This window comes from Kitasatospora sp. NPDC051853 (assembly GCF_044452665.1).
In the GTDB taxonomy this organism is placed as follows: domain Bacteria; phylum Actinomycetota; class Actinomycetes; order Streptomycetales; family Streptomycetaceae; genus Kitasatospora.
Genome location: NZ_JBITBY010000001.1, coordinates 522,722 through 544,740, shown reverse-complemented (window position 1 = coordinate 544,740; position 22,019 = coordinate 522,722). Strand labels below are relative to the sequence as shown.

Below are 22,019 nucleotides of genomic sequence, written 5' to 3'. Positions count from 1 at the left end.
CCCGAGTCCCCGCGCCCCCACACCTTCCAGCACCGAGGACCCCACCCGGCCATGGCCTACGCGATCACCCGCTCCTGCTGCAACGACGCCACCTGCGTCGCGGTCTGCCCCGTCAACTGCATCCACCCCACCCCCGACGAGCCCGACTTCGGCCGCACGGACCTGCTCTACATCGACCCCGAGGCGTGCATCGACTGCGGTGCCTGCGCCGACGCCTGCCCGGTCGAGGCCATCCGGCCGACCGACGAACTCACCGGCCCCGACACGGTGTTCATCGAACTGAACCGCCGTTACTACGAGGAGAACCCCACCGACCACGCCTGGGGCGCCCCCTCCTTCCCGCGCAGCCTGCCCGCCCGGGCCGAGCCGCTGCGGATCGCCATCGTCGGCACCGGCCCGGCCGCCTCGTACACCGCCCAGGAACTGCTGCGCTCCACCGACGCCCAGCTCACCGTGCTGGACCGACGGAGCGTCAGCGGCGGCCTGCTCCGCCTCGGCGTCGCCCCCGACCACACCACCACCCGCCGGATCTCGGACCACTTCGCCCAGGTCTACCGCCACCCCCGCCTGCGGCTGCACCTCTCCACCGAGATCGGCCGCCACCTCTCGCACGCCGAACTCGCCGCCCACCACCACGCGGTGGTCTACGCGACCGGCGCCGAGGGCGACCGCCGCCTCGGCCTGCCGGGCGAGGAGCTGCCCGGCAGCCTGTCCGCCACCACCGTGGTCGGCTGGTACAACGGCGACCCGGCCGTCCCCGCCGACGCCGTCCCGCTCACCGCCGAGCACACCGCGCACGCCGCGCACACCCCGCACGCCGAACGCGTCGTCATCGTCGGCAACGGCAACGTCGCCCTGGACATCACCCGGGTCCTGCTCCAGGACCCGGACGGCCTGGCCGGTACCGAGATCGCCGCCCACGCGCTGGCCGCCCTGCGCTCCAGCCGGGTGCGCGAGGTGGTCCTGCTGGCCCGCCGCGGCCCGGAGGACGCCGCCTGGACCGCGCCCGAGTTCCTGGCGCTGCGCGAACTCCCGGGCGTGGAGGTGGTGTTGACGGACGACCCGGCCACCCTGGCCACCGTCGCGGCGGCCCTGCCCGGCGAGAAGGCCGCGCTGCTCGCGGGCCTGCCGGTCGTCCCGGCCGACGCCCCGCCGCCGCCCGCCGGCACCCGCCGGATCACCCTGCGCTTCCACACCACCCCGGTCGGCCTCACCGGTGGGCAGCGGGTGGAGGGGATCGAGGTGCGGGCCACCGGCACCCCCGACGGCCCGGCCACCACCGTCCCGGCCGGCCTGGTGATCCGCTCCATCGGCCACCACGGCACCCCCGTCCCGGGCCTGCCGCACGACGAGCGCACCGGCACCCTCCCCAACGAACTGGGCCGGGTCACCGACCCCGCCACCGGCCGGCCCCTCCCCGGCACCTACGTGGTCGGCTGGGCCAAGCGCGGCCCCGTCGGCGGCATCGGCAGCAACCGCGGCTGCGCCCAGGAGACCGTCGCCGCCCTGCTGGACGACGCCGCCGCCCGCACCCTCCCCTCCCCCTCGGGCACCGGCACCGACTTCGGCCGCCTGCTCCGCCGCCGGGCCCGGCGCTAGGGACTGCCTCCCGCACGGGGACGGCCGTGACACCGGCGGCCCCACCGGACCGGCGGACGTCGTCAGGGTGCGTGCCCCGGCGCCGCCGGGAACGGGGCGCCTCCCGGCCGAAGACCGGGGGGGAGTGCGGGAGCATCGGCGGCCGACGATAAGGCGTCGAGGTGCGTGCCCCGACGACGCCCGCCCGGCCCCGTCCAGGAGACCGCCCCTGGCCGACCGGCACCGGCGGACGTCTCCTCCACGGGGACGGCCGTGACACCGTGCGGCCCCACCGGGTCGGCGCGCGTCGTCGACATGCGTGCCCCGGCGCCGCGAACGAGGCAGGCCCCAACGGCACCTGACCTCCGGTCACCCGGGAGGCGAACGGCGGACGACCCCTGCGCCGAACGGGTGGCAGCAGGTGTGGCCGGTGCCGGGTGGAGGTACGGGGCCGCCATGACCTCCACCTCCCCCACCCCGCACGGCCGTCAGGACCCCGCGCCGGCCCCCGCCCCCACGCCGGCGGAGCTGGCGGGCCGCCGGGGGTACCGTCCGCGCTTCCTGGGCCCCGAGGTACCCCTGCCGCTGCCGGTCGACCCCGGCATCGGCACGGTGGTGCTGCGCTACACCCACTTCTCCGTGGTCTTCCGCCCGGACCGGCGGCTGGCGGCCGCGACCGCCGTGGCGATCGACGGCCACCGGCTGCGCGACCTGCCGAGGGAGGACGACCGCTGGCGGTTCGACCCCCGGATCCCGGCCGGCCAGCAGACCGGTGCCCCGGTGTACGAGCACAACACGCTCGACCGGGGCCACCTGGTCCGCCGGCTGGACCCGGTCTGGGGCGGGGCGGCCGAGGCCCTCCAGGCCAACGACGACACCTTCTACCTCACCAACGCCGCACCGCAGTCGGAGGAGTTCAACCGCGGCAAGCTGCTCTGGCTCGGCCTGGAGAGCTACCTGCTGGACCACGCCGCCGACTCCGACCGCAGGCTGGTGGTGCTCAGCGGCCCGGTGCTGCGGGCGGACGACCCGCCCTACCGCGGCGTGCGCATCCCGCTGAGCTTCTGGAAGGTCACCGCCTTCCTCACCGAGGAGGGCGAACTGTCCTCCACCGCCTACCTGTTGGACCAGAGCCCGGACCTCTCCACGGCCGGCCCGGCCCTCGCCGCCGCCGAGGCGGCGGGGGCGGTGCCCCCGCTCGGCGCGTACCGGACCTTCCAGACCCCGGTGTCCGACATCGCCGCCCTCACCGGGCTGGACCTCGGACCGCTGCCCGCGGCCGACCGGCTCCGCCCCGGCCCGGTGCCCGAGGGCGCCCCGCCGCAGCACCGCTGGACGGAGCTCTCCGAGCTGGACCAGATCGTGTTCTGACGGCCGGTCGGCGGACCGGCGGGCCGGGCCGTCAGAGCACGTCGTCCAGCTCGCGCAGCAGCCGCGCCTTGGCCCGGGCCCCGACCACCGACTTCACCGGCTCGCCGTTGCGGAAGACCATCATGGTGGGCATCGACAGCACGCTGTACGCGGCCTGGGTCTCCGGGTTGCTGTCCACGTCGAGCTGGACCACCCGCAGGGTGCCCGCCCGCTCGGCGGCGATCTCCGCCAGCACCGGGGCGACCATCCGGCAGGGCGGGCACCAGTCGGCGGTGAACTTGACCAGGACCGGCAGGTCGGCCGCGAGCACCTCGGCGGCGAAGGTCTCGTCGGTGACGGAGGTCAGCTGAGCACTCATCGGAAGGGCCCTCCTTCGGGCGGGTTGAGGTGGTGTCAGGGACGGTGCGGGGCGAGCTCGCAGGAGGGTTCGGCACCGTCCGCCGCACCGGCGAGCCGCGCCATGTCCTCCTCCGCGCGCAGGAGTTGGGCCCCGACCTGGTCGCGGACCTGCTGGAGCCGGGCGATGCATTCGTCCAGCTCGGCCAGCTTGGCCCGGTAGACCTGGAGCGAGGCCGGGCAGGAGTCCCCGGCCGGATGGCCGGCCCGCAGGCACTCCACGAACGGGCGGGTGTCCTCCAGCTCGAAGCCGAAGTCCTGGAGCATCCGGATCTGCCGCAGCAGCCGCAGGTCCTCCTCGTCGTACGTGCGGTAGCCGTTGACGCTCCGGCGCGCGGGCAGCAGGCCACGCGACTCGTAGTACCGCAGGGTGCGCGTGGTGGTGTCGGCCCGTGCCGCGAGTTCTCCGATCCGCATGCCCCGACGGTAGACCTTTCCCCCGACGTCAAGGCCAGCCCCTTCCCCGCTCCCGTGCGCCGCCCACGGAAATCCGGCGGCGCGGCGCCCGGCCGGGGGTAGGGTCGGTGCCATGGCGGAGGAAGAGCAGAGCGTACGGGTGGACAGCTGGATCTGGTCGGTGCGGCTGACCAAGACCCGCTCCATGGCCGGCGCGGCCTGCCGGGCCGGGCACGTCAAGGTCAACGACGAGCGGGCCAAGCCCGCCCAGGTGGTCCGCGAGGGCGACGTGGTGCGGCTCTTCCACGACGGCCGCGAGCGGATCGTGACGGTCCGCAAGCTGATCCGCAAGCGGGTCGGCGCCGAGGTCGCCGTCGGCTGCTACCGGGACGACAGCCCGCCTCCCCCGCCGCGCGACGCGGCCGCCGCACTCGGCATCCGCGACCGCGGCACCGGCCGGCCGACCAAGCGCGACCGCCGCGACCTGGAGCGCCTGCGCGGGCTCTGACCACCGGCCCCACCGGCGCGGGCAACGTCCCCACCGGCGCGGCGGGCCCGGTGGCGTGGGCGACAATGGTGCGATGTCCCGACGCCGCAAGCCCGCGCCCGCACCCCGCCCCGCCACCGCCCCGGCCCTCGCCGACACCGCCCCCTGCCCGTGCGGGCGGGAGGCCGCGTACGGCGAGTGCTGCGCGCCGCTGCACCGGGGCGAGAAGGCCGCCGCCACCGCCGAGCAGCTGATGCGCTCGCGCTACAGCGCCTTCGCCGTGCACGACGCGCCGTACCTGCTGCGCAGCTGGGCCGCCGCCACCCGCCCGGGCTCGCTGGACTTCGACCCCGGCCTGGTCTGGGAGCGGCTGGAGGTGCTGGCCACCACCGAGGGCGGGGCCTTCCACACCGAGGGCACCGTCACCTTCCGGGCGCACTACCGCGACGGCGGCGAGGAGGGTTCGATGCGCGAGCACAGCCGCTTCGTCCGCGAGGACGGCGCCTGGGTCTACCTCGACGCCCAGTAGCCCCGGGGCGGAGGGCCGGGGTCGGACCGGGGCCGGAGGGCCGGGGCAGGGGGTGGTGGCACCCGGCCCGGCGCGGGGTGCGAGGATGACGGTCCCGCCCCGTACGGCGGGCCTTTGCGCCGACCGGCCGGCCGCTCACACAGCGGCGGTATCAGGGGCACGGCGAGGCCCGCACCCTGGCAGGCTGCACAACCCCGGCAGCCCGACGGCGGCGGCTCCCCCTCCGCACTTCCCTCCCTCAGGAAGCACCCTCGCCATGCACGTCTGCACCGTGCCCGGCCGCACCCTCGCGGTCCTGGGCTGCCTGACGCTGGCCGCCTGCGCCAGTTCCACCACCGAGGACCCCGGGTCCGCCGGCACCCTCCGCTCCCAACTCCCGCGCGCCATAAGGGATGCGGGCGTCCTGCGGATCGCCTCCGACCTCAACTACCCGCCCGTCGACTTCAAGCAGCCGGACGGCACCCCGGCCGGCCTGGACGTGGACCTGGCCCGCGCCCTCGCCGCCCGGCTGGGGCTGCGGGCGGAGTTCACCGACATGCCGTTCGAGCAGGTGCTCCCGGCCGTCCGCGAGCGCCGGGTGGACCTGGCGATGTCGGCGGTGCTGGACACCCGCCAGCGCCAGCAGGGCCTGGACGACCAGGGCCGCACCGCCGACTCCGGGGTCGACTTCGTCGACTACTTCGTCACCGGCACCTCGATCCTGGTCCGGCAGGGCAACCCCGCCGGGATCGGCTCGCTGGACGACCTCTGCGGCCAGACCGTCGCGCTCCAGCGCGGCACCGTCCAGGACGAGATCGCCCAGCGGCAGACCGCCGCCTGCGCCAAGACCGGCAAGCCGCTGACCATCCGCCGGATGGACAGCGACCAGCAGGCCCTGGCCGAGGTGGCCGCGGGCCGGGCGGTCGCCGACCTCAACGACTACCCGGTGGCCGAGTACAACACCCGGGACGGCCAGGGCAGGGGCCGCTTCCAGGTGACGGGCGGTCAGTTCCAGACCAGCCCGTACGGGATCACCCTCGCCAAGGACTCCGGCGCGCTGCGCGACGTGCTGGCGAAGGTGCTCGACCAGCTGATCCGCAACGGCGAGTACGACCGGATCCTGGCCCGCTGGAACGTCCCGGCCGGCGGCGTCTCCAGCGCGGTGGTCAACGGCGGCCGCTGACGCCCCGCCTCACCGGTGGACCGGGGCCAGGCCCGTGCAGCCGCGCAGGCCGTCGCGCCGCTTGAGCGAGGCGGCGGCCTGCGCCCCGGTCTCCGGCACCGGCACGCCCTGCCCGCTGATCTGCGCCGGGGTGAACTCCTCCCCGGTGACCTTCCCCTCGGCGGTGAGGGTCAGGGTGGTCACGCCGGTCTCGTTGGAGTTGGCGTAGCTGGAGGTGCCGTACCAGAGGAAGTTGCCGAAGCCGTACGCCACGTAGGTGGAGCCGAGCATGCCCGAGCCCAGCATGGTGTGGGCGTGGGTGCCGACCACGGCGGTGGCCCCGGCGGCGGACAGCTTCTTGGCGACGGAGCTCTGCGCGGCGGTCGGGCAGGCCTTCCCCTCCTCGCCCCAGTGCAGGTAGACCAGCACCACCGGCGCCTGCGCCTTGGCCTGCGTCACCGCCTTCAACAGCGCGGTCTCGTCCAGCGCCGAGGCGATCCCGGCCTTGCCGGCCCCGGCCCGCCACTTCCGGTTGGTCTCCTCGTCGACCTGGCTGGCCGCCAGCACCGCGACCTTCACGCCCTTGATCTCCGCCACGTACGGGGCGAAGGCCTCGGTGGCGTCCTTGCCGAAGCCGACCACGGGGATCGGCGAGGAGGCCTTGGCGGCCAGCGTGTCGGTGAGGCCCGGCTGGCCGAAGTCCACGGCGTGGTTGTTGGCGAGCGAGACCACGTCCACGCCCGAGTCCTGGAGCACCTTGAGCGAACGGGCCGGGGTGCGGAAGGTGTACGTCTTCGCCTCGGGCGCTCCGCGCTCGGTGATCGCGGTCTCCAGGTTGAGCACCGAGAGGTCGGCGTCGGCCAGCTTCTTGGAGATCGCCCCGAGCGCCTGCTCCGGCGCCTTGACGTTCAGCCGCGCCTCGGTCCGCCCCTCGAAGTGCACGTCCCCCGCGAAGGCCACCGTGAACGTCGTCCCGGGCGCGGCCGCCCCCGTCGGCGAGGCCGCCCCGCCGGAGGCCTGCGGCGCGGCGGACGACTTCCCGGGGCCGGGCTCCACGTGGTCCCCGCCGGCCGGGTGCGGCTCCTCGGAGCAGCCTGCGGCCAAGGCAAGAACGGCCACCAGTGCGACTGCGGACACGGCACGGCGCATGTCGAGATCCCCCCCGGGTTCGATACGTGAGCACCTGAGACTACGACATGTCCCCACCCCTGGAACACATTTCCCTCACAGATGTGGAAGATCATGATCCGGAAGCCGGACTGGCATACTGCGCGGATGTCGAAGAAGAAGCGGAAGCAGAGCGAGCCCATCGAGGAACCGGCCCCCTCGCCGACCTACGACTACGTCCCCTACGTCAGCCCGGTCAGCGCGCGGACCCTCCTCGACGCCGACGGCGGCCGCTGGCAGCTCGCCCGCGGACCGCTCGACCCCCGCCGCGCCAAGCGCCTGGCGGTCAGCGCCCACGCCATGTCGATGAGCGACGGCGAGTACGACGAGGACCGCAATCACTGGTACCACCCCTTCCTCCCGGAGGCCGACCGCCTGCCGACCTGGCTCGAGATCAAGCCCCTGTACGGCTCCGACGGCATGCTGAGCTACGAGGCGTACGAGTTCACCGACGAGGACGGCCGGGTGCTCCTCTACATCCAGACGTACTGCTGACGCCTGCCGCGCCGATCCGGGACGAACCGGTGCACATCCGCCCGGTCGGGCGCAACGGCTTTCGGCCATTGGGCGCAATACCGTGGTCCACGTCACGTAATTAGATCCGTAACGGATCGACTTCTGCCGCGATGAAAGGGGAGGTGTTGTCGCGCGGGACGAGTCCGTACCCGCGCTGTCCCACTCCCCTTGTGAGAGGCTCCTCGTGTCGCTCAGCTCGCCCAGCAGGGTTTCCGTCGCCGAGAAGAAGCGTCCCGTCAAGCGGGCCACCGCCAAGGTGCCGGTGGCCGCACCGTCGTCCGACGACGGCGAGTGGGAGGACAACGGGGCCCGGGCGGCGGCCGAACCCGAGGAGCAGGAGACCGAGGTCTTCGTGCTCTCCGACGGGGACGACGACGACGCCCCGGCCCAGCAGGTGGCCACGGCCGGCGCCACGGCCGACCCGGTGAAGGACTACCTGAAGCAGATCGGCAAGGTCCCGCTGCTCAACGCCGAGCAGGAGGTCGAGCTCGCCAAGCGGATCGAGGCCGGCCTGTTCGCCGAGGAGCGGGTCGACACCGACGACTCGATGAGCCCGCAGCTGCGCCGCGAGATGGAGCTGCTGGCGGAGGACGGCCGCCGCGCCAAGAACCACCTGCTGGAGGCCAACCTCCGCCTGGTGGTCTCGCTGGCCAAGCGCTACACCGGCCGCGGCATGCTCTTCCTGGACCTGATCCAGGAGGGCAACGTCGGTCTGATCCGTGCGGTCGAGAAGTTCGACTACACCAAGGGCTTCAAGTTCTCGACCTACGCGACCTGGTGGATCCGTCAGGCCATCACCCGCGCGATGGCCGACCAGGCCCGCACCATCCGCATCCCGGTGCACATGGTCGAGGTCATCAACAAGCTGGCCCGCGTCCAGCGCCAGATGCTCCAGGACCTGGGCCGCGAGCCCACCCCGGAGGAGCTCGGCCGGGAGCTGGACATGACCCCGGAGAAGGTGGTCGAGGTCCAGAAGTACGGCCGCGAGCCAATCTCGCTGCACACCCCGCTCGGCGACGAGGGCGACAGCGAGTTCGGTGACCTGATCGAGGACTCCGAGGCGGTCGTCCCGGCCGACGCGGTCTCCTTCACCCTCCTCCAGGAGCAGCTGCACTCGGTGCTCGACACCCTGGCGGAGCGCGAGGCGGGCGTGGTGTCGATGCGCTTCGGCCTGACGGACGGTCAGCCGAAGACCCTGGACGAGATCGGCAAGGTCTACGGCGTGACGCGCGAGCGCATCCGCCAGATCGAGTCCAAGACCATGTCGAAGCTGCGCCACCCGTCGCGCTCCCAGGTCCTGCGCGACTACCTGGACTGAGCCCCTGACCTCCGGAGGGCCCGGCGCGGTGCGACCACCGCCCGGGCCCTCGGCGTGTGCGGCGGCGGTTCGCTACAGTGCGGGCAGCGACGCGCAGAGGTACAGACCAATTCCTCGTGCGCGCCGTGCCGTTCGCTGAACTCCCACCCCCACGGAGGCAGTCGTGATAGCCCGTCGCACCGTCCTGACCATCGCGGGAGGCGGCGCCGCCGCCCTCCTCGCCACCCCCGCGGCCACCGCGCACGCGGCCGACCCGAACGCCGAGGCCCCGAACCCCGAGGGCCCGCGCGCCGTCCGGCTCCCGGCGCCGACCGGACACCGGCAAGTCGCCACCCGGGCCGTCCATCTGATCGACCGTCAGCGCCGGGACCCGTTCGCCCCGGTGCCCGCACCGCGCGAGCTGATGGTCCAACTCTGGTACCCCACAAGGGCGGTGGACGGCCGCCCGGCGGCCCCGTACACCTCGCCCCGGGTGGCGGCGGCGGTCGAGGCCGGGCTCGGACTGCCCGCCGGCCTGGTCGGACGGCTGCGCGGCCACGCCGTGACCGGCAGCCCGGACGGGGCACCGGCCGCCGGCCCGCTGCTGCTGTTCAGCCCCGGACGGACCGGTGTCCGGGCCGGGGCCACCGCACTGGCCGAGGAGCTGGCCTCGCGCGGCTTCGTGGTGGCTACCGTGGACCACACCTACGACGCGGCGGCGGTCGAGTTCCCGGACGGACGGCTGGTGCTGGGCAACCTGCCCGCCGAACCCGAGGACTGGGACGCCCAGGACCGCAAGGAGGTCGCGGCCCGGGCGGCGGACCTGCGCTTCGTCGCGGAGCGGCTGGCCCGGCTGCTGCCCGGGACGGCCGGGCGGCCGGTGGGCGTGCTCGGCCACTCCCTGGGCGGGGCGGCGGCCGCCGAGGCGATGCGGCAGGACCGCCGGTTCGCGGCGGGGCTCGACCTGGACGGCGGGCTCTTCGGCTCGACCGTCCCGCAGACCGGACTCGACCGGCCCTTCCTGCTCCTCAACTCCCTGGAGGACCACGACACCTGGCGCCTCTTCCGGGAGCACCACCACGCCTGGGGCCGCCAACTGCGGATCGTCGGAGCCGGGCACCTGACCGCCACCGACATCCCGCACCTGGCCCGGCCGGGGCGGCTCGACCAGGCCTGGGACGCGGCGACCTACGAGGCCTTCCTCGGCACCGTCGCGGCACGGCGCGGCACCGAGGTGGTCCGCGCGTACGTCGCGGCCTTCTTCGAGCGCTTCCTGCTCGGACGCGGCGGCGGGCTGCTCGACGCCCCGTCGGGGCGGTACCCGGAAGTGATCCACCAGTGGAGCCGGAACGGGAGCTGACCGCGGGGTATCGTCTCGGGGTCGTACCTGCCGACCGGCCACTGCGGCCGGTCGGCCTCCACGACGCCTTTGACCTGCGATTTCGACGAACGGAGCGGTACCATGCCGGGAGCCGGGAGCCGGGAGCCGGGAGCCGGGAGCCGTCGCGTCCCGCGCTCCGCGGTCGCCGTCCGGTGCTCGCGGGTGCCGGCGTGAACGGGGGCGCGGCGCGGGGCCCGGCGCGGGGTGAGGTACGGAGCACGGGGGATGCGGTGGCGGAGCCGGCCGGCGAGCCGAGCGTGCTGCTGGTCATCCGCACCGCGACGACGCTGAACCGCCTGCTCGACATCGTCCCCCTCTTCGCCGACGACCACCGCGTCCGCCTCCACTGGACCATCGCCCCCGGCTCCGCCTACGACGACGGCCTCCCCGAACTGCTGGACCGTCACCACATCCGCGTCACCCCGTGGCACGAGGCCGTCCACCGCCGCTACGGCCTCGCGCTCGGCGCCAGCGCCAACGGCGAGCTGCACCGCCTCCGCTCCCCGCTCCTCCTCGTCCCGCACGGCGCCGGCTTCAACAAGCGCCTGGGCACCGGCGGGGCCGCCTCCCCGTCCGGCCTCTCTCCCGAGCAGTTGCTGCACGACGGCGAGGTGGTCCCGGCCGCGATCGGCCTCGCGCACCCGGCCCAGCTGGACCGGCTGGCCCGCGCCTGCCCGCCCGCCGCCGAGCGGGCCACCGTGGTCGGGGACCCGTGCCACGACCGGCTGCGGGCCAGTCTGGAGTGGCGGGAGGAGTACCGCCGCGCCTTCGGGCTGCGGGCGGGGCAGCGGCTGGTCGTGGTCTCCTCGACCTGGGGTCCCGCCTCGCTGAGCCGCCGTCACCCCGAGCTGCTCACCCGTCTGCTGGCCGAGCTGCCGGTGGACGAGTACCGGGTCGCGCTGGTGCTGCACCCGAACGAGTGGGCCGAGCACGGCGCCTTCGCACTGCGGCTGCGGCAGGCGGGCGCCCTGGCCGCCGGGCTGATCCGGGTGCCGCCGCACGAGGGGTGGCGGGCGGCACTGGCGGCCGCCGGGGTGCTGATCGGGGACCACGGTTCGGTGGCGCTGTACGCGGCGGCGGCCGGGCTTCCGGTGCTGCTGGCCACCGACGGCGCGGACGGCGGCGGCGAGGTCGACCCGGACTCGCCGATGGCCGGGCTCATCGCCACCGCACCGCAGCTGGACCTCTCCTCCCCGCTCCTCCCGCAGCTCTCCGGCGAGCTCTCCCCGGCCGTGCTGCCGCCCGGGGCCTTCGCCGCCGAGGGCTCCTCCCTCGCCCTGCTCGCCGAGCTGGTCCACCTCCGGCTCGGCCTCACCCCGCCCGCGGACACCCCGCCCGCCGAGCCCGTCCCGCTCCCCCGGCTCGACACCGCGCCCGTCCGTCAGCTCACGGTCCGCACCGCCCTGGTGGAGCCCGCGACGGAGGGCAAGCCCGCCCTGGTCCGGCTGGAGCGCCGCCCGTCCCGCCTGTCCGGGCTCCATCCCCAGGAGGACTCCGCCCACCGCCACCGGCTGGCCGAACTCGCCCCCGAGGCCGGCCGGCTGGCCCAGGGCGCCGCCGTGCTCTCCATCCACGACCCCGCCCTCGGCCCGGACTGGCTCGACCGCACCCTGGCCCGCTACCCCGCCTGCCGGATCGCGGCCGTCGTCCTGGACCGGCACCGCTGCCTGCTCCGGCTGCGCACCGGCGAGTCGCTCACCACCACGCTCCGTGCCGACGCCGACCCGCTGCTCGCCGCCTCGGCCCTGCACCACCTGCTGACGACCGGTCACCCGGTACCCCCGGCGGTCCGCGTCGAACTCGGCGGGCGGCAGCACACCGCCACCGTCGAACCGGCCGCGCCCTCAGCCGGCTGACTCCCCGTCGGCCAGCCGCCAGGCCCCCGTGCCCAGGTCGAGCACGGCCGTGCAGTCGGTGCGCTCCGGCCGCTCCCCGAGCCGCCAGCTCCGCTCCAGGGCCCCCAGGGCGATGTGCACCCCGTCCTCGGAGGCCTGCGTCACCGTGCCGATCCAGTGCGGGTTCCGCCCGATCAGCCGCTCCGCCAGTGCCCTGTCCGGCTCCGGGACGCCCACCGTCGGGCCGTCGGGGCCGGGCGGCGTCCCGCGCACGCCGTGCAGCGCGGAGCCGGCCATCAGTGCCAGCAGGCGGCCGAACAGCAGGGCCGGGAGGTCCGCGTCCCTGGTCTCCACCAGCACGTAGCAGTCGTCGTGCCCGGAGAAGTACAGGCGCGACCCGGGCAGCCGCGGGAGCATCGGCTCCCGCGCCCGGGCGGTGCCGATCGCCAGGGCCAGCTCATCCAGCTGCCCGGCGCCGAGCCCCGGCTCCACGTCCACCAGGGTCAGCTCGTAGGGGGACCAACTGCCGTCCAGGAAACGGGGCATGACGGACCGGTCGAGGACCAGCAGCTCCTCGCCCAGCTCGATCGCACCGGCGGCCCAGTCGCCGATCGGGTGCACCCGGCAGGCCGCGCCCTGGTCGGCGGCGATCTCCGAGGGGGTCCAGGACCGGTAGTCCTCGTCCATGAAGCTGTTGGTCGCCAGGTTGGCCACCACCACCTCCTCCCGCGAGGAGCGCAGCAGCAGGTCCAGCAGCTCGCTCCCCTGCGCGGCGGCGGCCGTCACCTCCCAACTCCCCTCGACCTCCCGGACGCTGAAGGTCAACGGGAACGGCACCCGCTCCAGGCCCACGGAGTTCACCCCGAACGCCCCGTGCCGGTCCACCTCGATCACTGCGCCGCTCCCTCGTCCGTTCTCGTCCGTTCTCGTACGTTCCCGTACGTCTCAACCGTAGCGGGCTGTCAGTTCCGCCCCGATCCGGGCCAGTTCGGCCCTGGCCCGCGGTGGCGCCAGGATCTCGATCCGGGCACCGAACCCGGCCAGCCGGGCCGCGACGACCTCGGGGCCCGGGCCGTCGATCTCCAGCTCCCGCCACCCGTCCGGGAGTTCGCGCAGCAGCCGGACCCGGCCGGCGCCCAGGCGGTGCAGCAGGGCCTCGGTGCCGGGCTCGGCGCGCACCAGGACGGTGGCGGCGTGCAGGCGTTCCTCCATCCGCGCGGCGAGCTCCCGCCAGGCCGCGGCCAGGTCGAAGCCGGCCGGGCGGTCGACCGGTTCGCCGGTCGGGGCGGCGCCGGTGACCCGGCTGAGGCGGTAGGAGCGCAGGCCGTCGGCGGTGGCCGCGACCAGGTAGCCGACGCCCGCCTTGGTGGCCAGGCCGAGCGGGTGGACGGTGCGCTCGCGCTCCGGCCGCCCCGGGGCGGCGTAGCCGAGGCGGACCTGCTCGCCCTCCACGACGGCCCGTTGGAGCACCTCCAGGTGCGGTTCGGCGGCGGTGACCGGTGCCCGGGACCAGTCGGTCGGGTCGGCCACTCCGCCCCGGGCGGCCGCCTCGGCCCCGGCCCGCTGGGGTGCGGGCAGGGCCTGGACCAGCTTGCGCAGCAGGGTGCGGGCCTCGGGCGAGGAGGCGGCGGGCCCGGCGGTCAGGAAGAGCGAGCGGATCTCGTCGGTGGTCAGCCCGTTGAGGGTGGTGCGGGCCCCGCCGACCAGGGTCCAGCCGCCGCCCCGGCCGCGCTGGGAGTACAGCGGCACGCCGGAGGCGGCCAGCGCCTCCAGGTCGCGCCGGGCGGTCCGTTCGGAGGTCTCCAGCTCGGCGGCCACCTCGGCCACGGTGACGCGGCCGCGCCGCTGCAGCAGGAGCAGGGCGGCCACCAGTCGATCGGCTCTCATGGGCCGTCATTCTGCTCGCTCCGCGCGCCCGCCCGGAGAGGGTTCTCCACCGCTCCGTCAGAACTGGCCAGAAGGTGGCCACTTTGACGGCGAGGCTGTTCCCATCGCCCCGGACGGACGGGGCAGTGACGGGAGTGGAGCAGAAGATGATCGTGGTGACCGGAGCCACCGGGAACGTCGGCCGGCCGCTGGTGCAGGCCCTGGCCGAGGCCGGGGAGCGGGTGACGGCGGTGTCCCGGAACGCGGCCGGCGGGCTCCCGGCGGGGGTGCTCCACCGGGTGGCCGATCTGGCCGAACCGGCCACCCTGGAACCGGTGTTGGCGGGCGCCGAGGCGCTCCACCTGCTGGTCGCGGGTTCGGGGGCGGAGCTGGACCCGGAGGCGGTGCTCGGGGTGGCGAAGGCGGCGGGCGTGCGGCGGGTGGTGCTCCAGTCCTCGCAGGCGGCGGGCACCCGGCCGGGCCTGGTCTCGCACGACGGCCTGCGGGCCTTCGAGGCGGCGCTGCGGGGCTCGGGTCTGGAGTGGACCGTGCTGCGCCCGGGCGGCTTCGCCTCCAACGCCTACCTCTGGCTGGAGTCGGTGAAGGCCCACCGGACGGTGGCGGCCCCGTTCGGCGAGGTCGGCCTGCCGCTGGTCGACCCGGCGGACATCGCCGCCGTGGCGGCGGCGGTGCTCCGTGACCGGGAGGGCACCCACGCCGGGCGCACCTACCAACTGACCGGCCCCGCACGGGTGTCGCCGCGCGAGCAGGCCGAGGCACTGGGCGCGGCGATCGGCGAGCCGGTCCGCTTCGTGGGGCTGAGCCGGGCCGAGGCCCGCGAGCACCTCTCCCGCTTCCTCCCGGAGGTGGTGGTGGAGGGCACCCTCGACATCCTCGGCGAGCCCACCGCCGAGGAGCTGCGGACCGGCACGGACGTGGAGACGGTGCTCGGCCGCGCCCCGCGCTCCTTCGCCGACTGGGCCCGGCGGCACGCCCCGGCCTTCCGCTGATCACCCGGCCCGGGTCAGTCCTCCGCCGCCTCCGGCCCGTCCAACTCGTCCAGCCCGGCGCGGAGTTCGCCGGCCCGGGGGCTGCCGGTGTCCTGGTGGATCCGCCAGGCCCGGTCCAGGTGCCGGCGGGCGGCCTCCCGGTCCCCGGCGGCCAGGGCGGCCTCGGCGAGCAGTTCCAGCACGGGGGCCTGGTCGGTCGGGGTGTCCCGCTCGGTGAAGACCTGGAGGGCCTGCTCCAGCAGCTCGACGGCCTGCCGGTGCCGGCCGAGCCGCAGCTGCACCCCGCCGAGGCCGGTGGCGATCCGGGCGGTGGTACGGCGGTCCGCGCCGTCCCCGAGCCGGTACGCGCGCAGCAGCACCTCGGCGGCCGCGTCCCACTGGCCGCGCCGCTCCAACACCTGCCCCAGGTGGTGGAGTTGGAGCCGGGTGCCGCGCACCTGGCGGAGGTTCTCGTTGATCCGGAGCGCCTCCTCGAAGGCGCCCTGGGCCTCGTTCAGCCGCCCCTCGGCCAGCCAGGCCTTCCCGGTGAACTCCAGCACCATCGCGGTGGCCCGCCGGTCACCGGCCAGCCGGGTGGCGGCCAGGGCCGGGCGCAGCTGGGCATGGGCGGCCTCGTAGTCGCTCAGCTCCCAGTGGGCGCGGGCGAGTTGGGCCCGGTAGCGGGCGAGGAGCAGCAGCTCCTCCTCCCGCTCGGCGGAGGCGACCGCGAGGGTGTAGGCCTCGATCCAGTAGTCGTACGGCCTCAGGTCCTCGACCAGCTTCCAGAGCGGTTCGGCCAGCCGGCAGACCATCTGGTCGTCACCCAGGGCCGTCGCGGTGTGCAGGCAAGCCAGCAAGTTGTACCGCTGGGCGCGGAACCACCCGAGCGCCGCCGTGTCGTCGGCGAACTCCACGTCGGGGCCCGGGCCGGGCGGCAGCGGCCGGAGGTACCGCAGCCGCTCGCCGATCGCCCGGTCGGCGCGTTCGGCCTGGCGGGCGTACCAGTGGACGGTGCGCTGCCAGACGGCGGAGCGGCCGATCCCGCTGGGGTCGGCGGCCCGGGCCCGGCGGGCGGCGTGCTCGCGCAGCAGGCGGTGGTAGCCGAACCGCCCGGTGGCGTCCTCCTGGAGCAGCCCGGCGTCCACCAGGTCGCCGAGGCCGGCCTCGGCGGCCCAGACGTCCAGGTCGGCGGCGGCCGCGGCCGCTCCGGTGGTGAACCCTCCGCCGGGGTGCTCGGCGAGCGAGCGGTAGAGCAGGGCGGCGTCCTCGGGCAGTGCCTGGTAGCTCGCGTCCCAGAGTGCCTCCACGCCCGTGCCTCCGATCACCCCGCCGCCCGTACCCGACGCACCGTCCGACGCACCGTCGGCCTCGGCCGCTCTCAACCGGGCGACCAGATCGGCCACCCGGGCCCGCCGCATCCGGCGCAGCTGCCCGCCGGCCGCCCGCAGCGCGATCGGCAACCCGCCGCACAGCTCGGCGAGTTCGGCCACCGCCCGGTCCTCGGCGGCGGCCCGCTCCGGGCCGATCAGGTCGGCCAGCATCCGGCGGGCGTCGCCGGGCGGCAGCATGCCGAGCGGGACGGCGAGGGCGTCGCCGTCCTCGGCCTCCGGCAGCCGGGCCCGGGAGGTGACGACGGCCGCGCTCCGCTCCCCGGCCGGGAGCAGCAGTTCGAGCTCCTCGTGGCTCTCCACGTCGTCCACCAGCACCAGCAGCCGGCTGCCGGTGGTCCGGGAACGGAACAGCGCATGCCGCTCCGCCACGGTGGGCGGCAGCCAGGCGGCGTCCACCCCGAGCGACACCAGCCATCCGCCGAGCACCTCGGCGAGGTCCACCCCGCCGTCCTGGCGCAGCGGGCCGAGGTCGGCGTAGAGCTGGCCGTCGGGGAAGCGGTCACGCATCCGGTGGCCCCAGTGGGCGCCGAGCTCGCTCTTGCCGACCCCGCCGACGCCGCTGACCACGAGCACCGCCGGGCGGCCGGTGCGGGGACGGTCGAGCACCGCGGTGCAGCGGGCCTGCTCGCCCGTCCGGTCGAAGAACCTGCCCCGGGTGAGCGGGAGTTGGCCGGGCACCGGCCGCTGCGGGCCGCTGACCGTCAGCTGCTCGATCACCTGGGCCTGGATCAGGTGCCCCTCCACCCGCCCGCCGTCCACCCGGTTCACCCGGCCCGCCTCGGGCCGGGTCGCCCCGGCCGCCGTCCGCTCCGCCACCTCGTCGGACTCCGGTCGCTCCGCCACGCCCACCCCTCAAGCCGCCTTGACCGCCAACACTGTAGACGCTCCGTCAGGCCGGAGGGTTGTGGACGCACCGGCCGGTCAGGCCGCGCAGAACTCGTTGCCCTCGGGGTCGCGCATCACCCACCAGTGACCGGCCGGGCCCTTGTCCACCTCCTGGACCTTGACGGCGCCCAGCCCCTCCAGGCGCTCCACCAGCTCGGCCAGTCCGCCGGGCCCGGCGTGCACGTCGAGGTGCAGGCGGTTCTTGACGGTCTTGGGCTCGGGGACCTCCTGGAAGAGCAGACGGCGGCCCTTGCCGACGCCGCTCGCCGGGTCGAACGGGTCCTCCGGGTGGCGGACGGCGCCGTAGCCGCGGAAGACCTTGCGGCCGCGGTGCTCGGTGACGGCCGCCTCGGGCAGCCGGCCGGCGGCCAGCAGCTGCCCGATCAGCGGGCTCGGGTCCTCCACCTCGTACTCCAGGGCGGCGGCCCAGAAGTCCGCCTGGGCGGAGGCGTCGGCGCAGTCGATGACCAGTTTCCAACTCAGTGCCATGTAACCAGTTATATTGGTTACATGGACGCGTCCGCAAGCAGAGGCCTGACGCTGCGCTCCCGCAGCGGCTCCACCTACCGTTTCGACCCCGGGGCGCTCTGCCTCGAGCTGATGACCACCGGCGGCCCCGGCCCGTACCGCCACTACGAGGTGCTGCACGCCCCGGCCGACCTCGCCGTCTTCGCCGAGCGCTCCCGTCTCGCCCCCACCCCGGAGCTGGAGGTCGCCGAGCAGGACGTGGCCGACCTCCGGGAGCTGCGCGACGCGCTGTTCGGGCTGGTCTTCGCCCACCTCGGCGGCGCACCGCTGCCGGCCGGGGAGCTGGCCGTGCTCAACGCGGCCGCCGCCCGGCCCGCCCTGGCCCCGGCCGTCACGGCCGACGGCGGGCGGGGGTGGGCGGCCGGGGCCACCGGCGGCCAGCTGGTGGCCACCCTGGCCCGCGACGCGGTGGAGCTGCTGACCGGCCCCTCCGCCCACCGGGTCCGCACCTGCTCGGCCGAGGACTGCCAGTTGGTGTACGTCGACACCTCCCGCCCCGGGAACCGCCGTTGGTGCTCCATGGAGCACTGCGGCAACCGCCACAAGGTCCGCGCCCTGCGGGCCCGCCACTCCGAGGAAGGATGACCACCGTGCCCACCGGACTCACCAAGGACGCGGGCTGGGAGATCGGTGTCTCCCGGACCCTGCCGCACCCCGTCCCGCTGGTCTGGGACTTCGTCAGCGGCCCCGAGGGGCTGGCCCTCTGGCTCGGCCCGGGCGCCGCGCTCGAACCCGGGCGGGGCACCCCGTACCGGACCGACGAGGGCGTCACGGGCGAGGTGCGCGGCTACCGGCCGGGCGAGCGCATCCGCGTCACCCACGGCCCCACCACCGTCCAGGTCGCCGTGGTCCCGGTGGGCGACGGCTCCCGGACGGTGCTCCGCTTCCACCAGGAGCGGCTGGCCGACGCCGGGCAGCGCGAGCGGCAGCGGGCGCACTGGAAGGCTGTGATGGACCGCGTCGCCGCCGCGCTCGACCGGGCCTGACGGCGGGTCAGCCGACCGTCTCCGCCACCGGGGCGGCCGGATCGACGGGGGCGGGACCGACGACGGCCGGACCGCCGGCGGCGGGCCGCCGGGACGGGCGGTCCAGGGCCCAGGCGGCGGCCGCCACCAGGCTGCCGGCGAGGGCCAGACCGGAGCCGACCAGGGTGGGCGAGGTCCAGCCGAGGCCGGCCGACAGGGCCACGCTGCCGAGGTAGGCGCCCTGGGCGTTGGCCAGGTTGAAGGCGCCCTGCACGGTGGCCGAGGCCAGGGTCGGGGCGGTCCGGGCCTTCTGCAGGACGAGGGTCTGCACCGTCGGCACCGTGGCGAAGCCGAACAGGCCGATCAGCACCACCGTCAGCGCCGCCGCCCACGGGGTGCTCGCGGTGACCGCGAACAGGGCCAGCGCCAGGGCCATCAGCAGGAACGCGGCGACGATCGAGGGCCGCAGCGCGCGGTCCGCCGCGTACCCGCCGATCAGGTTCCCGAGCGTCATCCCGACGCCGAACAGGGCGAGCACCACCGTGACGCCCCGCCCCGAGAAGCCGGAGACCTCGGTGAGCACCGGGGTGATGTAGGTGTAGCAGGCGAACAGCCCCGCGCAGCCGGTCACCACCGTGCCGAGGGCCAGCCAGAGCTGGCCGCTGCGGAAGGCGGCCAGCTCGCCGCGGAGCCCCGCCCCGGGCCGGCCGGGCAGCGCGGGCAGCAGCCGGGCCAGCGCCAGCGTGCCGACCGCACCGGCGCAGACCACCACGAGCATCGCCGAGCGCCACCCGAGGTGCCGTCCCAGCAGGGTGGCGGCCGGCACGCCGAGGATGGTGGCCACGGTGAGGCCGGAGAACATCACCGAGACCGCCCGGGCCCGCAGGTGCGGCGCGGCCAGCTCGGCGGCGGCCACCGCCCCGGCACCGAAGAAGGCGCCGTGCGGCAGTCCGGTGACCAGCCGGGCGGCGGCCAGCAGCGGGAAGTTCGGGGCCAGCGCGCAGAGCAGGTTCCCCACTGTGAACAGCGCGGCCAGGCCGACCAGCACGCCCTTGCGGGGCAGCCGGGCGCAGAGCGCTGTGAGCAGCGGGGCGCCGATCACCACCCCGAGCGCGTACATCGAGATCAGCCAGCCCGCCTGCGGCACCGGGACGCCGAGGTCGTCGGCGACCTGTGGGAGCAGGCCCATCGCGGCGAACTCGGTGGTGCCGATCGCGAAGGCGGTGAGGGCGAGGGCGACGAGCGCCAACGGCATGGCGGGACCAACTCCAGGGGTGGGTGACGGACGGGGGCGGTCGCCGCTGACCACCTTTGCGAGGGATTGGTGCAGTTTACCGAGCGGCGGTCAGGGCCCGGATCCGGCGGAGCTCGCCGTGGATCTCGGCCAGGGTGCGGCAGTCGGCCGGTGCGGCGGCGCTCGACCGGACCGCCACCTCCCCTGCATCCAACTCCCGTGCCAGACCGGCCAGTTCCTCGGTGATCCGGCGGGCGGCCGGCTCCGGCGGGTACGGCCGGCCGTGGTCGAGGCGGACGGCGCAGGCGGTGGTCGCGTCGACGATCCGCTCCGCCCCGGCCCCGACCGGCAGCCAGTCGCGGTCCGCCCGCAGTTCGGCCGCGGCGGTCTCGGCGGCGGCCCGCGCCTCGGCCAGCGCCCGGTAGGCGGTGCGGCGCAGCGCGTCCCGCTCCGTGCGGGCCGACGGGTCGGGGGTGAGGACGTGGTCCAGGTACGCGTGGGCGTGCCGGAGCGCGACGGCGTACCGGTGGCCCACCCGGGTGCGGGTGGAGCTGAGCCGGGGCAGGTGGCCGACCAGCAGGACGGCCGCGCAGGCCAGCGCGGTGTCGGCCAGCCGGGTGCCGGCCGCGCTGGTGTCCCCCGCGAGGGAGACGAAGGCCAGCACGGTGACGGTCACCACGGCCGTCTGGGCGGCGAAGTGACGGGCCGCCAGCGGGACCAGCGCCCCGCCGAGGGTCGCGGCGGCCACCTCCGCCCCGTGCGGCAGCAGCACGGCGGCCAGCAGCACCCCGACGGCGGTCCCGGCGAAGCGGCTGACCACCCGGGAGAACAGCGGCCCGATGTCCGGCTTCACCAGGAACGCGGCGGTGACGGGCAGCCAGTACCAGTACGCGGCGCCGAGCAGCAGCGCGAGCGCGGTCGGGACGGCCACGCAGGCCGCCACCCTCAGCCCGTACTCCCGCCCCGCCGGCCCGCCCGGCCGCGCCCCGGGCCGGACCGGCCGCGGCCGCACCGCCGGGGCGTCCGCCGTCCCCGAGAACGCCAGCGTCGCCCCCAGCACCGCCCGGTCGAACGCCGCCCTGGCCGGACTGTCCGTCACCGGCGCGGGCACCGCCCCGGGCACCGCCCCCGCCCGGACGGCCTCCGCCAGCCGCCGCGGCCCCGCCACGATCCGCCCCGGCAGCCGCTCCCCCTCCCACAGCAGCGCCACGCTCGCCTCGCACAGCGCGGCCGCCGCCCCGAACCGCCCCCGCAGCTGCCGCGCCTCGACGCCGTCGGCCGGACCGCCCGTCCGCGGCCGCCCGTCTCCGCCTGCCCGGCCTGACCGACCTGACCGACCTGACGGGCCGTCCGCCCACCGCCCCCGGGGCCACCGCAGCCGCAGCGCCAGGTCCGCCTCGTCCAGCGCACCGGTCAGCCGCCGCCGGGCGGACTCCGCGCCCGGGGTGCCCACCGCGGCCAGGGCGTCCGCCAGGGCGTCGAAGACGGCGGCCACCGCATGGCGCTCGCCGTCCGCCGCCGAGGGGCTGACCACCAGCCGCAGCAGCAGCTGCCAGAGCGCCCCCGCCAGGAAGGCCGCCGCCATCGCCCACGGCGGGGCCGCGACCGGCATCCCGGCCCCGACCGCCGTGAGGACCAGCAGCTGCACGGCGGCCGCCGACCACACCGGCCCGGCCACGCTCAGCGCCCCCGAGACCAGCCCGACCACCGTCAGCAGCGGCAGCGCCCACCAGCCCGGCACCAGCGCCCCGAAGAACCCGGCCGCCCCGGCCAGCGCCGGCAGCCCGATCCGCAGCGCGGCCACCCGCCGCGTCCCCGGCCGGTCGTTGAGCGTGCCGAAGAGCGCGCCGAGCCCGGCCGCGATGGCCTCCGCCGGACGGCCCGCCGCCAGGCCGAGGGCCAGCGCGGGGCCGGTGCCCAGCGCCCCGCGCAGCACGGCGGGCCAGGGCACCGGCACCCCGCGCGGCCACCGGAGCGGGTGGGCGAGCCAGACGGGCGGCCGGTGCACCGGGGTCCTCCTCCGGACGGTTCCCGCCCCGGTCCCGGGGCGGCTGCGGCCGAGCCTAG

Annotated in this window: 20 protein-coding genes and 1 pseudogene; 12 read left to right on the top strand and 9 right to left on the bottom strand. The window is 75.9% G+C overall.

Annotated features, from left to right (window positions below; translation table 11 throughout):
- Positions 1–51: 51 nt before the first annotated feature.
- Together ACIA8O_RS02350 and ACIA8O_RS02345 are read left to right on the top strand one after the other, a co-directional pair.
- Positions 52–1,599 carry a 4Fe-4S binding protein gene (locus ACIA8O_RS02350; RefSeq protein WP_396291615.1) on the top strand — a complete coding sequence of 516 codons (1,548 nt, stop codon included), beginning with the start codon at positions 52–54 and terminating at the stop codon, positions 1,597–1,599.
- Positions 1,600–2,034: 435 nt separating this feature from the next.
- Entirely contained in the window at positions 2,035–2,949 is a 915-nt protein-coding gene (locus ACIA8O_RS02345) for a DNA/RNA non-specific endonuclease (protein WP_396291614.1), read from the top strand.
- Positions 2,950–2,980: 31 nt separating this feature from the next.
- Here the strand turns inward: ACIA8O_RS02345 and trxA are convergent, their stop codons facing one another.
- The gene (gene trxA, locus ACIA8O_RS02340; RefSeq protein WP_345281460.1) at positions 2,981–3,307 is read right to left on the bottom strand and encodes a thioredoxin; all 327 of its coding nucleotides are present in this window, start codon (positions 3,305–3,307) and stop codon (positions 2,981–2,983) included.
- 35 nt (positions 3,308–3,342) lie between these two features.
- Positions 3,343–3,762: a MerR family transcriptional regulator gene (locus tag ACIA8O_RS02335; protein ID WP_396291613.1), complete on the bottom strand. Its 420-nt coding sequence runs from the start codon at positions 3,760–3,762 to the stop codon at positions 3,343–3,345.
- 112 nt (positions 3,763–3,874) lie between these two features.
- Between ACIA8O_RS02335 and ACIA8O_RS02330 the strand changes: the two genes are divergently transcribed.
- From ACIA8O_RS02330 to ACIA8O_RS02320, 3 genes are all read left to right on the top strand, one after another.
- Entirely contained in the window at positions 3,875–4,249 is a 375-nt protein-coding gene (locus ACIA8O_RS02330) for an RNA-binding S4 domain-containing protein (RefSeq protein WP_396291612.1), read from the top strand.
- 73 nt (positions 4,250–4,322) lie between these two features.
- On the top strand, positions 4,323–4,757 hold the full coding sequence (locus ACIA8O_RS02325; protein WP_396291611.1) for a YchJ family protein: 435 nt from the start codon (positions 4,323–4,325) through the stop codon (positions 4,755–4,757).
- Positions 4,758–5,013: 256 nt separating this feature from the next.
- Positions 5,014–5,919, top strand: a complete 906-nt coding sequence (locus tag ACIA8O_RS02320) for an ABC transporter substrate-binding protein (RefSeq protein ID WP_396291610.1) — start codon at positions 5,014–5,016, stop codon at positions 5,917–5,919.
- Positions 5,920–5,928: 9 nt separating this feature from the next.
- On the opposite strand, the gene ACIA8O_RS02315 is transcribed toward ACIA8O_RS02320, so the two are convergent.
- A complete protein-coding gene (locus tag ACIA8O_RS02315) occupies positions 5,929–7,047 on the bottom strand; it encodes a CapA family protein (protein WP_396291609.1) in 1,119 nt (372 codons plus the stop codon).
- A 126-nt stretch (positions 7,048–7,173) separates the two neighbouring features.
- Between ACIA8O_RS02315 and ACIA8O_RS02310 the strand changes: the two genes are divergently transcribed.
- The 4 genes and pseudogenes from ACIA8O_RS02310 (at position 7,174) to ACIA8O_RS02295 (ending at position 12,115) form a co-directional block, all read left to right on the top strand.
- On the top strand, positions 7,174–7,560 hold the full coding sequence (locus tag ACIA8O_RS02310; RefSeq protein WP_396291608.1) for a hypothetical protein: 387 nt from the start codon (positions 7,174–7,176) through the stop codon (positions 7,558–7,560).
- Between the two features lie 259 nt (positions 7,561–7,819).
- Positions 7,820–8,899: pseudogene (locus tag ACIA8O_RS02305) on the top strand (RNA polymerase sigma factor); the annotation flags it as partial.
- Between the two features lie 163 nt (positions 8,900–9,062).
- Positions 9,063–10,238 (top strand): alpha/beta hydrolase, encoded by a 1,176-nt coding sequence (locus ACIA8O_RS02300; RefSeq protein ID WP_396291607.1) that lies wholly within the window; start codon positions 9,063–9,065, stop codon positions 10,236–10,238.
- 251 nt (positions 10,239–10,489) lie between these two features.
- Positions 10,490–12,115 carry a translation initiation factor 2 gene (locus ACIA8O_RS02295; RefSeq protein WP_396291606.1) on the top strand — a complete coding sequence of 542 codons (1,626 nt, stop codon included), beginning with the start codon at positions 10,490–10,492 and terminating at the stop codon, positions 12,113–12,115.
- Here the strand turns inward: ACIA8O_RS02295 and ACIA8O_RS02290 are convergent.
- Positions 12,104–12,988, bottom strand: a complete 885-nt coding sequence (locus ACIA8O_RS02290) for a hypothetical protein (RefSeq protein ID WP_396291605.1) — start codon at positions 12,986–12,988, stop codon at positions 12,104–12,106. The two genes, ACIA8O_RS02295 and ACIA8O_RS02290, sit on opposite strands and share 12 nt — an antisense overlap.
- 51 nt (positions 12,989–13,039) lie before the next feature.
- Positions 13,040–13,981 (bottom strand): helix-turn-helix transcriptional regulator, encoded by a 942-nt coding sequence (locus tag ACIA8O_RS02285; RefSeq protein WP_396291604.1) that lies wholly within the window; start codon positions 13,979–13,981, stop codon positions 13,040–13,042.
- A 146-nt stretch (positions 13,982–14,127) separates the two neighbouring features.
- Between ACIA8O_RS02285 and ACIA8O_RS02280 the strand changes: the two genes are divergently transcribed.
- Positions 14,128–14,970, top strand: coding sequence for an NAD(P)H-binding protein (locus ACIA8O_RS02280; RefSeq protein ID WP_396292106.1), 843 nt, complete (start codon positions 14,128–14,130; stop codon positions 14,968–14,970).
- Between the two features lie 14 nt (positions 14,971–14,984).
- On the opposite strand, the gene ACIA8O_RS02275 is transcribed toward ACIA8O_RS02280, so the two are convergent.
- Together ACIA8O_RS02275 and ACIA8O_RS02270 are read right to left on the bottom strand one after the other, a co-directional pair.
- Entirely contained in the window at positions 14,985–17,183 is a 2,199-nt protein-coding gene (locus ACIA8O_RS02275; protein WP_396291603.1) for a tetratricopeptide repeat protein, read from the bottom strand.
- Between the two features lie 78 nt (positions 17,184–17,261).
- The gene (locus ACIA8O_RS02270) at positions 17,262–17,714 is read right to left on the bottom strand and encodes a VOC family protein (RefSeq protein WP_396291602.1); all 453 of its coding nucleotides are present in this window, start codon (positions 17,712–17,714) and stop codon (positions 17,262–17,264) included.
- A 21-nt stretch (positions 17,715–17,735) separates the two neighbouring features.
- Between ACIA8O_RS02270 and ACIA8O_RS02265 the strand changes: the two genes are divergently transcribed.
- Complete coding sequence (locus ACIA8O_RS02265; RefSeq protein ID WP_396291601.1) at positions 17,736–18,338, top strand: CGNR zinc finger domain-containing protein; 603 nt, start codon at positions 17,736–17,738, stop codon at positions 18,336–18,338.
- Positions 18,339–18,343: 5 nt separating this feature from the next.
- The gene (locus ACIA8O_RS02260) at positions 18,344–18,739 is read left to right on the top strand and encodes an SRPBCC domain-containing protein (RefSeq protein ID WP_396291600.1); all 396 of its coding nucleotides are present in this window, start codon (positions 18,344–18,346) and stop codon (positions 18,737–18,739) included.
- 7 nt (positions 18,740–18,746) lie between these two features.
- Here ACIA8O_RS02260 and ACIA8O_RS02255 read toward each other — a convergent pair whose 3' ends face one another.
- Both ACIA8O_RS02255 and ACIA8O_RS02250 read right to left on the bottom strand, forming a co-directional pair.
- Positions 18,747–19,973 carry an MFS transporter gene (locus ACIA8O_RS02255; RefSeq protein WP_396291599.1) on the bottom strand — a complete coding sequence of 409 codons (1,227 nt, stop codon included), beginning with the start codon at positions 19,971–19,973 and terminating at the stop codon, positions 18,747–18,749.
- A 76-nt stretch (positions 19,974–20,049) separates the two neighbouring features.
- Positions 20,050–21,960, bottom strand: coding sequence for an FUSC family protein (locus ACIA8O_RS02250; RefSeq protein ID WP_396291598.1), 1,911 nt, complete (start codon positions 21,958–21,960; stop codon positions 20,050–20,052).
- Positions 21,961–22,019: the final 59 nt, after the last annotated feature.

What these genes read in the sequence shown, in the direction of transcription:
- trxA (WP_345281460.1), bottom strand. Translation starts at nt 3,307, where the DNA reads ATGAGTGCTCAGCTGACCTCCGTCACCGACGAGACCTTCGCCGCCGAG.
- ACIA8O_RS02330 (WP_396291612.1), top strand. Translation starts at nt 3,875, where the DNA reads ATGGCGGAGGAAGAGCAGAGCGTACGGGTGGACAGCTGGATCTGGTCG.
- ACIA8O_RS02285 (WP_396291604.1), bottom strand. Translation starts at nt 13,981, where the DNA reads ATGAGAGCCGATCGACTGGTGGCCGCCCTGCTCCTGCTGCAGCGGCGC.
- ACIA8O_RS02265 (WP_396291601.1), top strand. Translation starts at nt 17,736, where the DNA reads ATGGACGCGTCCGCAAGCAGAGGCCTGACGCTGCGCTCCCGCAGCGGC.
- ACIA8O_RS02255 (WP_396291599.1), bottom strand. Translation starts at nt 19,973, where the DNA reads ATGCCGTTGGCGCTCGTCGCCCTCGCCCTCACCGCCTTCGCGATCGGC.
- ACIA8O_RS02325 (WP_396291611.1), top strand. Translation starts at nt 4,323, where the DNA reads ATGTCCCGACGCCGCAAGCCCGCGCCCGCACCCCGCCCCGCCACCGCC.
- ACIA8O_RS02320 (WP_396291610.1), top strand. Translation starts at nt 5,014, where the DNA reads ATGCACGTCTGCACCGTGCCCGGCCGCACCCTCGCGGTCCTGGGCTGC.
- ACIA8O_RS02280 (WP_396292106.1), top strand. Translation starts at nt 14,128, where the DNA reads ATGATCGTGGTGACCGGAGCCACCGGGAACGTCGGCCGGCCGCTGGTG.
- ACIA8O_RS02350 (WP_396291615.1), top strand. Translation starts at nt 52, where the DNA reads ATGGCCTACGCGATCACCCGCTCCTGCTGCAACGACGCCACCTGCGTC.
- ACIA8O_RS02315 (WP_396291609.1), bottom strand. Translation starts at nt 7,047, where the DNA reads ATGCGCCGTGCCGTGTCCGCAGTCGCACTGGTGGCCGTTCTTGCCTTG.
- ACIA8O_RS02345 (WP_396291614.1), top strand. Translation starts at nt 2,035, where the DNA reads ATGACCTCCACCTCCCCCACCCCGCACGGCCGTCAGGACCCCGCGCCG.
- ACIA8O_RS02310 (WP_396291608.1), top strand. Translation starts at nt 7,174, where the DNA reads ATGTCGAAGAAGAAGCGGAAGCAGAGCGAGCCCATCGAGGAACCGGCC.
- ACIA8O_RS02335 (WP_396291613.1), bottom strand. Translation starts at nt 3,762, where the DNA reads ATGCGGATCGGAGAACTCGCGGCACGGGCCGACACCACCACGCGCACC.
- ACIA8O_RS02270 (WP_396291602.1), bottom strand. Translation starts at nt 17,714, where the DNA reads ATGGCACTGAGTTGGAAACTGGTCATCGACTGCGCCGACGCCTCCGCC.